This is a genomic window from Duganella sp. CF517 (genome assembly GCF_900110275.1).
In the GTDB taxonomy this organism is placed as follows: Bacteria; Pseudomonadota; Gammaproteobacteria; order Burkholderiales; family Burkholderiaceae_D; genus Rugamonas.
Map to the genome: position 1 here is coordinate 383,246 of NZ_FODC01000006.1, position 13,159 is coordinate 396,404.

Here is a 13,159-nt window from a genome sequence, read left to right on the forward strand (position 1 = left end):
TGGCCGCAGTATCCACCACACGAATAGCATAGCCCCTCCCTGATCCGAAGGAAGGTTGAATCGGCACGCGCCCTGCGTATAGTCGATTGTCAGCGGTCGCGCCAGCAGCGCCACCGCCGATCCCGCACTTCGATCCCTATTTCAGGAGTCTGATATGACTACGCACTTCATCCGCACCCGTATCGCCGCATGCGCCCTGGCCTTCTCCTTGACATTGCCGGTGCTGGCCATCGCCGCGCCGGACGTCGCCGTCGCGCCGCAGTACGACACCACCCACGTGTACGTGCAGAACGCCGACATTGACGCCTTCGTCACCAGCTTCGTCAACACCTTCGGCGGCAAGGCTTCGCCGCGCGCGGTGTTCACCGTCACGCCGACGCCGAGCAAGACCGCCTCGCAGTATGTGCAAACGCCGGTCGGCATGCTGTCGGTGTTCGCCTTCCAGACGCCGATACCGTACGGTTTCGGCGCCGAGCGCACCGGCTACCTGGTCACCGACATCAACGACGCCACCAAGGCGGCGGTGGAAGCGGGCGCCGACGTCACCGTCGAACCGTTCGACGACCCGATCGGCAAGGATGTGCTGATCCAGTGGGCCGGCGGCGTCAACATGCAGCTGTACTGGCACACCAAAGCGCCTTCGTACGCGCCGCTGCACTCGGTGCCGGACAACCGCGTGTACGTCTCGCGCGTGTCGGCCGACAAATTCATCGGCCAGTTCAAGCAGTTCGCGCACGCCAAAGTGGCCAGCGACGAGCAGGTCGACGGCGGCGAGATCGGCCGCGCCGGCGAGCGTATTCGCCGCGTGCACCTGACGTCCAAATTCGGCAAGATGACGGTGTTCGTCAGCGACGGTAAATTGCCATTCCCATTCGGCCGGGAGACCACCGGCTATCAAGTCGACGACATGGCGGCCACCCTGAACAAGGCGGCCGCCAATGGCGTGACTGTCTTGTCGCCGCCATACAAAACCAGCAAGGGCAATGTCAGCGCGATGCTGCAATTCCCGGGCGGTTACATCAGCGAGATCCACGATGCCGCGCACTAGCCTGGCGCTGCGCCGCTGCGGCGGCGTGCTGGCGCTGGTCGCCGGCGGCGTCGCCGGCGCGCAGACGCTGGCGCCGGCGGCCGGTGATGCGCCGCTAGCGCCATGCGACGTGAAACGCCCGCCGGTCAACTTCAACCGCTGGAACGAGAACTGGGGCGTGCTGGCCGATCCGTGCCTGCCACGCCAACCCTTCGACGGGTTGAAATACATCCCGCTCGGCGCGGACGGGCTGTCCTATCTGTCGCTCGGTGGCGGCCTGCGCGAGCGCTATGAACACATCGCCACGCCGTTGTTCGGCGCCGGCAGCGCACCCGCCGACGGTTACGTGATCCAGCGCGCCAATGTGCACGCGGACCTGCGGCTTGGCAGCTATGTGCAGGTGTTCGGCCAGCTGGTCGACGCGCGCGCCTTTCAAAAGCGGTCGATGGCGCCGCCGGACCAGGACAAGCTCGATGTCGAGCAGTTGTTCGTGACGGTGGCGGTGCCGACCGCCGAAGGCGCCATCAAGGTGCGCGCGGGCCGGCAGGAGATGGCCTTCGACCTGCAGCGCTTCATCGCCGTGCGTGACGGTCCGAACGTGCGGCAGGCGTTCGATGGCGTCTGGGCCGACTGGGAACATGGTCCGTGGCGGCTGATCGGCTACGTCACGCAGCCGGTGCAGAACCGCAGCGTCGACAGCTTCGACGACTACTCCAACGGCCATCTGACGTTGAACGGCATCCGCGTCGAACGGCAGGGTGTGGGGCCGGGCGACGTGTCGGGCTACTACTCGCGCTACCGGCGCGACAGCGCCCGTTTTCTCGACGCCCAGGGCGACGAACGCCGCGACGTCTACGACCTGCGCTACAGCGGCAAGCGCGGCAACGCCGACTTCGACGTCGAAGGCATGCTGCAGCACGGCGAGGTCGGCGCCAGGCGCGTCTCGGCATGGGCGATCGGCTCGATCGCCGGCTACACCTTCGCGGGCACGTCGTGGACGCCGCGCGTCGGCGTGCAGTTCGACATGGCCTCCGGCGACAGGCACGCCGGCGACGGCAAGCTGGGAACCTTCAATCCGCTGTTCGCCAACGGCTACTACTTCTCGCTGGCCGGCCTGACCGGCTACAGCAACCTGGTTCACCTGAAACCATCGGTGACGGTCAAGCCGCTGAAGGTGCTCAGTGTGACGACGGCGCTGGGCCTGCAATGGCGCCAGACCACCGGCGACGCGGTGTACGTGCAAAGCATGGCGGGCGTGCCGCGCACGGCGGGGCAGGGCGGCCGCTGGACCGGTGCCTACGCGCAGCTGCGCACCGACTGGATCGTCAGCCCCAACGTAACGGCGTCACTGGAAGCGGTGCATTTCCAGGCCGGCGACAGCCTGCGCGCGGCCGGCGGCGGCAGCGCCAACTACCTGGGTATGGAGCTCAAGTTCGGCTGGTAAGCCCGGGGTTTTTATGCAATTAACCCGCGGGGTCAAGTCTGACATTCAGACACGAACTGAACCGCTCCAATGGTTTAGCTCGTGTCCGAATGCCAGACTTGACCCCGGGGTTTTATGCAATTGGTCTGTTATGCCGCTCACCATCACCGATCCGATGACCGGCTAAAGCAGGCCGTCAGTACTCCTGCTTGATGATCTCGGTGATCTGTTTGAGCTCCTGGATCACCAGCGGTACAAAAGTCAGCAGATGGTGCTCCTCCATCCATTGCCTGGCGTCGGCGCTGTCCGGCGCGATGCCGTCGCGCGCGCGCAGGGTTTCAGCTTGGCGGATCGCCGCGAGCGTGCGGATCTGAATGGCGATGCTGAGGTCCGAGTATTCCATGTGTGTCCTTTGTGAGATCTGGCGCTGAACCGCCATCGTAGCGAACCCTGCGGAACAGCCCGGCACGATTCCTATTGGAAATCAAAGTGTGGCATGTAAGTCACCCCGCTTCGCCACAACGAAAGCAACAACAAGGTGGCGATCGTCACGGATGCCAGTTCGGACATCGGCCGCGTCCGGCTTCACCACGCGGTCTTGCCTGCTGGCCGACGGCGGCGTTTCCGTCGACCGCACGAAGGCCGCGATATCGGCGCGCGACCAGCTGGGCGTGCAGCAGTTCGCGCTCGGCCGGGTCGGGCGTTTGCAGGTAACGGAATTTGCCGGCGACGATGGCGGCCACCGGCAGGCCGTCGCGGAACAGCACGCGGTTGCCGGCCAGCGCCGGCACCTTGTCACCCGTCAGCAAGGTGCCGCACAGGTTGAGCGGGTCGACGCCGGAGATGCCGACGAAGCCGCCGTCGTGCGGCCGGCGGCGCATCTCGCGCAGCAGCGGAATCGCCTCGGGCAGCGCGAACTGCTCGCCCGACAGGCCGGCCACGAAACGGCCGCCGCGAATCTCGCCGCGCGCCTCGAGCCGGTGGTACACCGGCAGCAGTTCGCGCCATGGCGGCAGCCACGCGGCCTCGCGCTCGAGCAGGCGCCAAAACATCACGCCGTAGCGGCGCAGCAGCGTCAGGGCGATGTGCTCCAGCGTTTGCGGGTCGGTGCGCGGCCGCCGCGGCGCCGTGGCCGTTGCCGGCTTGCGCGCCTGCGGCGCCGGCTGGGTCGCGGCCACCGCATCGTCGTCGTCGGCGCCGCCGTCGACCGTCAACCCGGTGAAGCGCTCGGTGATGGTGACGCCGTCGGCGCGCCGCACCAGCGCCCAGCGGCCCGCCTCCTCCATGGTCGGCCCGGCGCCACGGCGGCGCCGCTTGTCCATCGTGGCGCGCTTGTTCGCCGGCAGCAGCATGGCGCGCAGGCCGGCGTAGCTGTCGGCGTTGACCAGCCCCGTGGCCACCAGCTCGCCCAGCGTGGTTTCCAGTTCGACCGGCAGCAGCCGGGCGTCGCGCGAGAGCTCGTCGAAGAACATGGCGCCCTCGCGCCGCAGCGCCTCGAGCACGCGCGCCGCGCGCGGCGACACCTCCACCTCGACGGCGACGGCCGGCAGCGCGTGCCACAGGCCGAGCTGCCTGCGCGGCAGCAGCACCAGCGGCGTGCCGCGCACCGGGCCGCCGGCGGCGCTGGCGGGCGCGCCGACGCGCGTCCAAACCACCTTGCCGGCCCGGCACAAGTCATCGAGCCACAGCATCGAGTAGTCCTGCATGCGCAATGCAAGCAGCTCGCTTTCCCAGGCGCCGGCCGCCGCCTCGTAGCCCTCCAGTTGCGCCAGTATCGTGGGCAGCGCCTCGCTGCCGCGCAGCCGCGCGTCCTCCGCCAGGTGCTGCCACTCGAACAGGAAGCGCATGAAGTCCTGCCGTTCGACCGGTTCGATCTCGCGCCGCAGGCTTCTGATGGTGTAGCGGTGGATGCGCGCCAGCAGGTGCCGTTCGCACCATTCTTCTTCGCCGACACCGGGCGTGAAGCGCCCGCGCATCACGTAGCCTTCGCTTTCGAGCGCGGTCAGCGCGATGGCGGCGTCGCCCTCCGATAGGCCGAGCGGCGCGGCGATGGCCGCCAGCGGACGCGGACCGAAGCCGCTCAGGCGCGCGCGCAGAAGCTCGACCAGCGCGTCGTCGCGCGTCCACGGCTCGTCGCCGTCGCCGGCCGCGAGGCGCTCCGGGATCGTCAGCGCCGGCGTGGCGACGGCGTCAGGGTAGGCCGCCCGCAGGCACGCCAGGCGCTCCAGCGCCACCCACAGGTCGGCGCCGCCGCCGTGCAAACGGGTGGCGCGCCCGCCGGCCGCCAGCGCCGCCAGCAGCGTGTTCCAGCCTTCGCCGGCCGCCGCTTCTTGTTGCGTCACGCACGCCAGCGACATCAGCGCCTCGTGCATCTCGTCGCCGTTGCGCGGTTCCGGCCAGGCCTCGGCGGCCACCGCCTCGATGGCGCCGGCGTCGAGCGCGCCCAGGTCGTCGCCGGAGGCCGGATCGGTCCAGCGGCGGTTGACGACCGCCTGCGTGCGGCGCTCCTCCAGCGGCGCGTCGTCGAGGAAGGCGTAGGGCCGGGCGTTGAGGATTTCCATCGCCAGCGGCGACGGCGCCGGCAGGTCGCGCGACAGCAGCCGTACCTCGCCCGCCTCCATGCGGCGCAACAGGGCCAGCCAGCCCTCGCTGTCCATCGCCTCGTGCAGGCAGTCGTCGAGCGTCTGGTCGACCAGCGGATGGCTCGGCAGCTCGCGCTCGCCGACGATGTTCTCCAGGCACGCCGCCTGGTCGGGGAAGACGGCGGCCAGCAGGTCGTCGCTCTTCATGCGCTGCAGCTGCGGCGCGACCTTGCGTCCGCCCGCGTAGCGCGGCAGGGCCAGCGCGGTGGTGGCGTTCCAGCGCCACCGCACGTTGAACAGCGGCGCGTCGAGCAGCGCCTGGATCAGCACATGCTCGGCGCTGGACGAGCGCAGGTAGCGCCACACCTCGTCGAGCGGGAAGCTGTGGGTGTCCGACAGCGACAGCACGATCGCGTCCTCGGTGGCGGCGGCCTGCAGCTCGAAGTTGAAGGTGCGGCAGAAGCGCTTGCGCAGCGCCAGTCCCCAGGCGCGGTTGATGCGGCTGCCGTACGGCGAGTGCAGCACCAGCTGCATGCCGCCCGAGGCGTCGAAGAAGCGTTCCATCACCAGCGTGTCGCGGGTCGGCAGCGCGCCCAGGGCGGAGCGGGCGCGGGCCAGGTAGTCGACGATCTGGCCGGCGGCGTCGTCGTTCAGGCCGAGGTGTTCGAACAGCCAGTCGGTGGCGTGGTCGATGGCGGCGGCGCCTTCCCTTTCGCCCAGCAGGCGGTCGATCTCGCCGCGCAGGCGCGCCACGCCGGCCGACAGTTCGTCGCTGCGGCCGGGCGCCTCGCCCAGCCAGAACGGGATGTTGGGGGCGGCGCCGTGGGCGTCCTCGACCCGCACCTTGCCGGCCTCCACGCGCTGGATGCGGTACGAGGTGTTCCCGAGCTGGAAAACGTCGCCGGCCAGGCTTTCGACGGCGAAGTCCTCGTGCACGGTGCCGATGTTGTGGCCCTGCGGCTCGAGCACCACGGTGAAGTCGGCGTTGTCGGGGATGGTGCCGCCGGAGGTGACGGCGGTCAGCTTGCCGCCGCGCCGCGCGCGCACGGTGCCGCTGACGGCGTCGCGGTGCAGGTAGGCGCCGCGCACGCCCTGGCGCCCGGTGTAGCCCTCGGTGAGCATGCGCAGCACGGCGTCGAAGCGGGCCCGCTCCAGCGCGGCGTACGGCGCGGCGCGGCGCACCAGGTCGAACAGCTCGTCCTCGCGCCATTCGCGCCCGCCCACTTCGGCGACGATCTGCTGCGCCAGCACGTCGAGCGGCGCGACCGGGATGCGCAGCGCGTCGAGTTCATCGCGGCGCACGCAGTCGAGCAGCGCCGCGCATTCGATCAAGTCGTCGCGCGAGGTGGGGAACAGGCGCCCCTTGGGCAGGCCGCCGACGTGGTGGCCGGAGCGGCCGACCCGCTGCAGGAAGGAGGCGATGCCGCGCGGGGAGCCGATCTGGCACACCAGGTCGACGTCGCCGATGTCGATGCCCAGCTCCAGCGAGGCGGTGGCGATCAGCACTTGCAGCTCGCCGCGCTTGAGGCGCTGCTCGGCGTCGAGCCGGTATTCCTTGGCCAGGCTGCCATGGTGCGCGGCCACGTGTTCGGCGCCGAGGCGCTCGCCCAGGTGGCGCGCCATGCGCTCGGCCATGCGCCGGGTGTTGACGAACACCAGGGTGGTGCGGTGCAGGACGGTCAATTCGGCCAGCCGGTCGTAGACGCGTTCCCACACCTCGTTGGGCATGACCGCCTCCAGCGGCACCGGCGGCAGTTCCAGCCCCAGGTCGCGCGCGCGCACGTGGCCGACGTCGACCACCGCGCAGTCGCGGCCGGCGCCGGACAGGAAACGCGCCACCGCCGACAACGGCTTTTGCGTGGCCGACAGACCGATGCGCACCGGCGCGCGCTGGCCCGCCGCCTCGCACAGGGCGTCGAGCCGTTCGAGGCTGAGCGACAGATGGCTGCCGCGCTTGCCGCCGGCGACGGCGTGGATCTCGTCGACGATCACGGTGCGCACGCCGGCCAGCATGGCGCGGCCGCTGTCGGAGCCGAGCAGCACGTACAGCGACTCCGGCGTCGAGACCAGGATGTGCGGCGGCCGGCGGCGCATGGCGTTGCGCTCGGCCTGGGTGGTGTCGCCGGTGCGCACGGCGGCGCGGATGCCGTGCGGCGGCAGCGACATGGCCGCCAGCTCGCGGTCGATGCCTTCCAGCGGCGCCAGCAGGTTGACGCGGATGTCGTTCGACAGCGCCTTGAGCGGCGATACGTACAGCACCCGCGTCTGGTCCGGCAGCGGCGTGGCGCCGCTCTCGCGCACCAGCGCGTCGATCGCAGCCAGGAAGGCGGTCAGGGTTTTACCGGAACCGGTCGGCGCGGCGATCAGCGTCGGCGAGCCGCCCTGGATCAGCGGCCACGCGCGCCGCTGCGCCTCGGTGGCGGCGGGGAAGCTGGCGCCGAACCACGCCGCCACGGCGGGATGGAAGTCATGCCAGATATCAATAATCTCACGCGGTTTCATTGGCGATGATGACGCAAAGAAAGGTCGGGCCGGGGCCCCGGTTTTCCATTTTACCCGGCAGCGCGCAGCCGCGTGTGGCGTGGCGGAAGTCGATTGGCGACTAGTGTGCCCGAGCGAACATACAGTCCGGCGGCGCGGCAGCATGATGAGATCATCTTTACAATGTCTTGACTGGATGGCCATGCCTGCCCTGCTTTCGCTGATTTCCGCTCCCGTTCCCGTTCCCGCCCCCGCGCCGACGCTCGACGCGGCCACCGCGCTGCGCGCGCTGCTGCGGCGCGAACGCGGCGGCGCGGCCACGCCGGCGGAACTGCTGCGGCGCATCGCGGCCGAGGGGCTGGACCGCCTGCCGCCGCCCGGCGGCGGCGCCACGGCGCGGCGCTGGCGCGCGCTGGCCGCCGTGGGCGGGCACGATCTAAGCCTGGTCAAACTGTACGAGGGCCACACCGACGCCCTGGCCATCCTGGCCGAGCTGGGGACGGCGGCGCCGGCCGACGCGCTGTGGGGCGTCTGGTGCGCCGAGCCGCCCGACGGGCGGGTCGCGCTGCGAAGCGCCGCGGCCGGCACGGTGACGCTGTCGGGCCGCAAGCAATGGTGCTCGGGCGCCGCCACCGTGAGCCACGCGCTGGTCAGCTGCTGGGATGACGACGGCCGGCCGTGGCTCGCCGCCGTCGCGCTCGACCAGCCCGGCGTGACCGTGACGGCCGACGGCTGGCACGCCGTCGGCATGGCCGGCAGCGCCAGCGTCGACGTGCTGTTCGACGATGCCGAGGCGCGCCTGGTCGGCGCCTCCGGCGCGTATGTGCATCGCGCCGGCTTCTGGCACGGCGGCGCCGGCATCGCCGCCTGCTGGTACGGGGCGGCGCAGGCCATTGGCGATTATCTGCACGCGGCGGTGCGCGCCGGCGCCGCGCGCCAGGCCGCCGATCCGCACCGGCTGGCGCAGCTCGGCATGGTCGATGTCGCGCTGGCCGGCGCGGCGGCGGTGCTGCGCGAGAGCGCCGCCGCCATCGACGCCGATCCGGCCGCCGACGCCGGCCCGCTGGCGCTGCGCGCGCGCCTGACCGTCGAAGCGGCGGCCACGCTGGTGCTGCAGCACGCCACCCGGGCGCTGGGGGCGACGCCGTTGTGCCGCGACCCGCACTTCGCCCGCCTGGCGGCCGATTTGCCGGTGTTCCTGCGCCAGAGCCACGCCGAGCGCGATCTGGCGGCGCTGGGCGGCATGCTGGGCGAGAAGGAGGACACGCCATGGGCGCTATGATCGACGACGGCGCCGCCGCGCGCCATATCGCCGGCGAGGGCACGCCCGACGCCAGCTGGCAAGCGTGGGGCGGGCTGCAGGACCTGCCTCCGGTCTCCGCCGCGGCGCTGGTGCCGCCGGGACGGCGCGCCGTCATCGTCGCCCCGCATCCGGACGACGAGGTGCTGGCCTGCGGCGGCCTGCTGCAATTGCTGGCGGCGCAGGGCACCCATACGGTGCTGGTGGCGGTCACCGACGGCACCGGCAGCCATCCCGGTTCGACCACGATCACGCCGGAGCAGCTGGCGCGCCTGCGTCCGCGCGAAACCGAGGCGGCGCTGCGCGCGTTGGGCCTGGACGCGCCGGCCGGCAAGCCAGCGCCACGGATCTTGCGCGCCCGGCTGCCGGACGGCGCGGTCGCCGCGTCGCTGGACCAGCTGCAAACGCTGTTGCTGCAAATGCTGCGGCCCGACGACGTAGTGTTCGTCACCTGGCGCCGCGACGGCCACCCGGACCACGAGGCGTGCGGCCTGGCCGCCGCCATGGCCGCCAGCGCCTGCCGCGCGACCCTGGTCGAGATGCCGGTGTGGAGCTGGCACTGGGCCGCGCCGGGCGACGTGCGCCTGCCGTGGCGCCGCGCGCGCCGCCTGGCGCTGGACGAGGAAGTACTACGGCGCAAGCGCAAGGCGGTCGAATGCTTCGCCAGCCAGCTGCGCGACGATCCCTCCACCGGCCAGCCGGCCATCCTGCCGCCGCATGTGCTGGCGCGCTTGCTGCATCCCTACGAAATCTACTTCACATGACGACCTCACTCCCCTCCGACTTCGATCCGCTCGCGCACTTCCAGCAGCTGTACCAGCAGGACGCCGATCCGTGGAAAGTGCGCCAGCGCTGTTACGAGCAGCGCAAGCGCGACATCCTGCTGGCGTCGCTGCCGCGCCAGCGCTATCGCAGCGCGTTCGAGCCGGCGTGCGGCAACGGCGAGCTGACGGCGGCGCTGTCGCACCGCGCCGAGCGGCTGCTGGCCAGCGACCTGTCGGCCGAGGCGGTGGCGCTGACGCGCCGGCGCATGCTGCGCGAGGCGCCCAGCGACGCCGCGCGCGTGACGATCCGCCAGCAGCACATGCCGCAGGAGTGGCCGGCCGACGCCGCGTTCGACCTGATCGTCATCAGCGAAATGGCCTACTACCTCGACGAACCGGCGCTGCTGCGGCTGCGCCAGTGCTGCGTCGACGGCCTGGCCGCCGGCGGCAGCCTGGTCATGTGCCACTGGCGCCGGCCGTTCGCCGACCGCCGGCTGAACACCGACAGCGTGCACACCGTGTTCGACGCCACGCCGGGCCTGCACCGCCTGCTGCGCCACAGCGAGGACGACTTCCTGCTCGACGTCTGGTCCGCCAGCGCCGATTCGGTGGCCCAGCAGGAGGGCCTGGCCTGATGATCGGCGTGATCGTCCCCGCCCACAACGAGGAGCGCGAACTGGAACAGTGCCTGGCGGCGATCCGCGTCGCCGCCGGCGATGAGGCGCTGGGCGGCGAGGCGGTGCATGTCATCGTGGTGCTCGACAGCTGCAGCGACGGCTCGCGCGCCATCGTCGGGCGCCACGCGCGCGCGGACATAAGCCACGCAAACCACGCAAACCACGCCGACGGCGGCTGCGTCGTCGGCGCCATCGCGGTCGATGTCCGCAACGTCGGCGCCGCCCGCGCGGCCGGCGCCGCGTGTTTGCTGGCGTTGGGCGCGCGCTGGCTGGCCTTCACCGATGCCGACACGCGCGTTTCGCCGGCGTGGCTGTCGGCGCAACTGGGCCTGGACGCCGATGTCGTCTGCGGCACCATCGCGGTCGACGACTGGTCGCCGCACCGGGACGACGCCGAGCCGTTGCGCCGCCACTTCCACCGCGCCTACACCGATGCCGACGGCCACCGCCACATCCACGGCGCCAACCTGGGCGTGTCGGCGGCCGCCTATCTGCGCGCCGGCGGCTTCGAGGCGCTGGCCTGCGGCGAGGACGTGGCGCTGGTGGCGGCGCTGGAGCGTTGCGGCGCGCGCTTCGCCTGGAGCTCGGCGCCGCGCGTGGTGACCAGCGCCCGCCGCGACCCCAAGGCCAGCGGCGGCTTCGGCGACACCTTGCTGCGCTACGCGGCCAGCGCCCGCGCCATCCTGCCATCCGATTCGCCGGTTTTGGCCGGTTTGGTTGAATAACTCACATAACGCCGCCCGAACCAGGCGTAGCATGGACCGCATGAGAAGATCGCGCCCCCTGACCATCCTTTACTACTTCCTTGCCGCACTGCTGGTGCTGCTGGTGGCACTCGTCATTTTCGTGCTGACGTTCGACTGGAACCGCGCCCGTCCCTACATCAACGACAAGGTGTCGCAGACGATCGGGCGCGAGTTCGCCATCCGGGGCGACCTGGACGTGCGCTTCCGCCAGGGCGATCCGGCCGAGCCGGGGTGGCGCCGCTACGTGCCGCGTCCGGTGATCAGCGCCAACGATGTGTATGTCGTCAATCCGGAGTGGACCACCACCGGTCCGCGCCTGGCCAGCGTCGGCCACGTCGTCGTCGCCATGCATACGCTGCCGCTGCTGCACAAGGAGGTGGTGATCACCAACCTGGAACTGGACAAGCTGGAGGTGGCGGCCCAGCGCCGCGCCGACGGCAGCAACACCTGGACCTTCAAGGACAACGGCCCGTCCGAATGGGAGGTCGACATCCGCCGCCTGGCGTTCCGCGAGGGCAGCCTGCGCTACCTGGACGACGGGATCAAGCTGGACCTGCGCGCCAAGGCGACCACGATCAATGCCGCCGACGCCGACGCCAAGGTCGACGGCACCGCGGGGGACAAGTCCGCCGACGGTGCCGCCGGCAAGGCGACGGCCCAGGCCGCCGGCAATTACGGCCTGCGCTTCGAACTGGGCGGCACGTACCGCGGCGCGCCGGTCACCGGCGGCGGCAAGACCGGCGCGGTGCTGTCGCTGCAGGACGAACACAACACCTTCCCGGTGCAGGCCAACGCCATGGCCGGCAAGAACAAGATCGCCATCGAGGGCACCTTGACCGATCCGCGCTCGCTGTCCGGCATCGATTTGAAGCTGTCGCTGGCCGGCGCCAGCATGGCGGACCTGTATCCGCTGACCGGCGTGCTGCTGCCGGAGACGCCCGCCTACGCCACCACCGGCCGCCTGGGCGGCAAGAAGGAGGGCGCCGCGTGGAACTGGACCTACCGTAACTTCACCGGCACCGTCGGCGGCAGCGACCTGCACGGCACCTTGAGCTACAGCCCGCGCAAGCCGCGTCCGCTGCTGACCGGCACCCTGACCTCCAACCAGCTGCGGCTGGCCGATCTGGGGCCCACCATCGGCGCCGAAAGCAACGCCGACAAGGCCGCGCGCGACAAGAAGCCGAACCAGCCGGAGGGCAAGGCGCTGCCGGTCGAACAATTCAACACCGCCAAGTGGGACGCGCTCGACGCCGACGTCAAGTTCACCGGCAAGAAGCTGGTGCGCACGCACGATATCCCGCTGGAGAATGTCGACACCCATATCCGCATGAAGAACAAGGTGCTGACGTTGACGCCGCTGAACTTCGGCATGGCCGGCGGCAACGTCACTTCCAACATCACGCTCGACGGCGGCAAAAATCCGATCCAGGCGCAGATCAAGCTGGCCGCGCGCCACCTGAAGATCCGCCAATTGTTCCCGAAACTGCAATCGATGCAGGCCAGCGTGGGCGAGGTCAACGGCGACGCCGCGCTGGCCGGCACCGGCAACTCGGTATCGGCGATGCTGGCCACCGCCAGCGGCGAACTGGGCGCGACCGTCAGCGAGGGCTCGGTCAGCAAGTTCGTGCTGGAGGCCGCCGGCCTGAACATCGCCAACGCCGTCTTCGTCAAACTGTTCGGCGACAAGCAGGTGCAGCTGAACTGCGTGGCCAGCGATTTCGTCGTCGAGCGGGGCCAAGCGCAAACGCGGCGCTTCGTCGTCGACACCGACGAAGCCGTCATCGATGTCACCGGCACCGTCGACCTGGCCAGCGAGCGCCTCAACCTCGACGTCAAGCCCAAAACCAAGGGCGTGCGCATCATCTCGCTGCGCACGCCGCTGTACGCGCGCGGCACGTTCGCCAACCCCGACGTCGGCGTGGCCAAGGGGCCGCTGGCGCTCAAGGCCGGCGCCGCCGTGGCGCTGGGCATCATCAACCCGCTGGCGGCGGTGGTGCCGCTGATTAATCCCGGCAACGTCGAGGCGGTCGATTGCGCCGCCGCGCTCAAGCAGGCGACGCGGGTACGCTTCGGTTCGAAGCCCGAGCCCGTCAACAAACAGTAAACATCGTGCGAAGTTTGCGCTGGCGCAATAAGTGGGCGGGGTAGGCTTGCTTCGC

General features: G+C 70.7%; 9 protein-coding genes. 7 read left to right on the plus strand and 2 right to left on the minus strand.

The window, feature by feature from the left end:
• Window positions 1-154: 154 nt before the first annotated feature.
• On the plus strand, window positions 155-1,048 hold the full coding sequence (locus tag BMX85_RS23840) for a glyoxalase (RefSeq protein WP_090324631.1): 894 nt from the start codon (window positions 155-157) through the stop codon (window positions 1,046-1,048).
• Complete coding sequence (locus BMX85_RS23845) at window positions 1,035-2,471, plus strand: alginate export family protein (RefSeq protein ID WP_177196867.1); 1,437 nt, start codon at window positions 1,035-1,037, stop codon at window positions 2,469-2,471. Before BMX85_RS23840 ends, BMX85_RS23845 begins: the two co-directional genes overlap by 14 nt.
• Before the next feature lie 175 nt (window positions 2,472-2,646).
• Here the strand turns inward: BMX85_RS23845 and BMX85_RS23850 are convergent, their stop codons facing one another.
• Window positions 2,647-2,853 carry a hypothetical protein gene (locus BMX85_RS23850; RefSeq protein ID WP_090324634.1) on the minus strand — a complete coding sequence of 69 codons (207 nt, stop codon included), beginning with the start codon at window positions 2,851-2,853 and terminating at the stop codon, window positions 2,647-2,649.
• 145 nt (window positions 2,854-2,998) lie between these two features.
• Window positions 2,999-7,534, minus strand: coding sequence for a DEAD/DEAH box helicase (locus BMX85_RS23855; RefSeq protein ID WP_090324636.1), 4,536 nt, complete (start codon window positions 7,532-7,534; stop codon window positions 2,999-3,001).
• A gap of 181 nt (window positions 7,535-7,715) precedes the next feature.
• Here BMX85_RS23855 and BMX85_RS23860 point away from each other — a divergent pair, with 181 nt between their 5' ends.
• From BMX85_RS23860 to BMX85_RS23880, 5 genes are read left to right on the plus strand one after another with little or no spacing between them, the layout of a single operon-like run.
• Window positions 7,716-8,795 (plus strand): acyl-CoA dehydrogenase family protein, encoded by a 1,080-nt coding sequence (locus BMX85_RS23860; RefSeq protein WP_143068057.1) that lies wholly within the window; start codon window positions 7,716-7,718, stop codon window positions 8,793-8,795.
• A complete protein-coding gene (locus BMX85_RS23865) occupies window positions 8,783-9,577 on the plus strand; it encodes a PIG-L deacetylase family protein (protein ID WP_090324642.1) in 795 nt (264 codons plus the stop codon). Before BMX85_RS23860 ends, BMX85_RS23865 begins: the two co-directional genes overlap by 13 nt.
• Window positions 9,574-10,212: a class I SAM-dependent methyltransferase gene (locus BMX85_RS23870; protein WP_090324644.1), complete on the plus strand. Its 639-nt coding sequence runs from the start codon at window positions 9,574-9,576 to the stop codon at window positions 10,210-10,212. The genes BMX85_RS23865 and BMX85_RS23870 overlap by 4 nt, the downstream gene beginning before the upstream one ends.
• Window positions 10,212-10,979 (plus strand): glycosyltransferase family 2 protein, encoded by a 768-nt coding sequence (locus BMX85_RS23875; RefSeq protein ID WP_090324646.1) that lies wholly within the window; start codon window positions 10,212-10,214, stop codon window positions 10,977-10,979. Before BMX85_RS23870 ends, BMX85_RS23875 begins: the two co-directional genes overlap by 1 nt.
• Window positions 10,980-11,019: 40 nt before the next feature.
• Window positions 11,020-13,104, plus strand: a complete 2,085-nt coding sequence (locus tag BMX85_RS23880; RefSeq protein WP_229210646.1) for an AsmA family protein — start codon at window positions 11,020-11,022, stop codon at window positions 13,102-13,104.
• Window positions 13,105-13,159: the final 55 nt, after the last annotated feature.

Coding starts and splice junctions, on each gene's coding strand:
- BMX85_RS23880 (WP_229210646.1), top strand. CDS start 11,020: ATGAGAAGATCGCGCCCCCTGACCATCCTTTACTACTTCCTTGCCGCA.
- BMX85_RS23845 (WP_177196867.1), top strand. CDS start 1,035: ATGCCGCGCACTAGCCTGGCGCTGCGCCGCTGCGGCGGCGTGCTGGCG.
- BMX85_RS23865 (WP_090324642.1), top strand. CDS start 8,783: ATGGGCGCTATGATCGACGACGGCGCCGCCGCGCGCCATATCGCCGGC.
- BMX85_RS23840 (WP_090324631.1), top strand. CDS start 155: ATGACTACGCACTTCATCCGCACCCGTATCGCCGCATGCGCCCTGGCC.
- BMX85_RS23850 (WP_090324634.1), bottom strand. CDS start 2,853: ATGGAATACTCGGACCTCAGCATCGCCATTCAGATCCGCACGCTCGCG.
- BMX85_RS23860 (WP_143068057.1), top strand. CDS start 7,716: ATGCCTGCCCTGCTTTCGCTGATTTCCGCTCCCGTTCCCGTTCCCGCC.
- BMX85_RS23875 (WP_090324646.1), top strand. CDS start 10,212: ATGATCGGCGTGATCGTCCCCGCCCACAACGAGGAGCGCGAACTGGAA.
- BMX85_RS23855 (WP_090324636.1), bottom strand. CDS start 7,534: ATGAAACCGCGTGAGATTATTGATATCTGGCATGACTTCCATCCCGCC.
- BMX85_RS23870 (WP_090324644.1), top strand. CDS start 9,574: ATGACGACCTCACTCCCCTCCGACTTCGATCCGCTCGCGCACTTCCAG.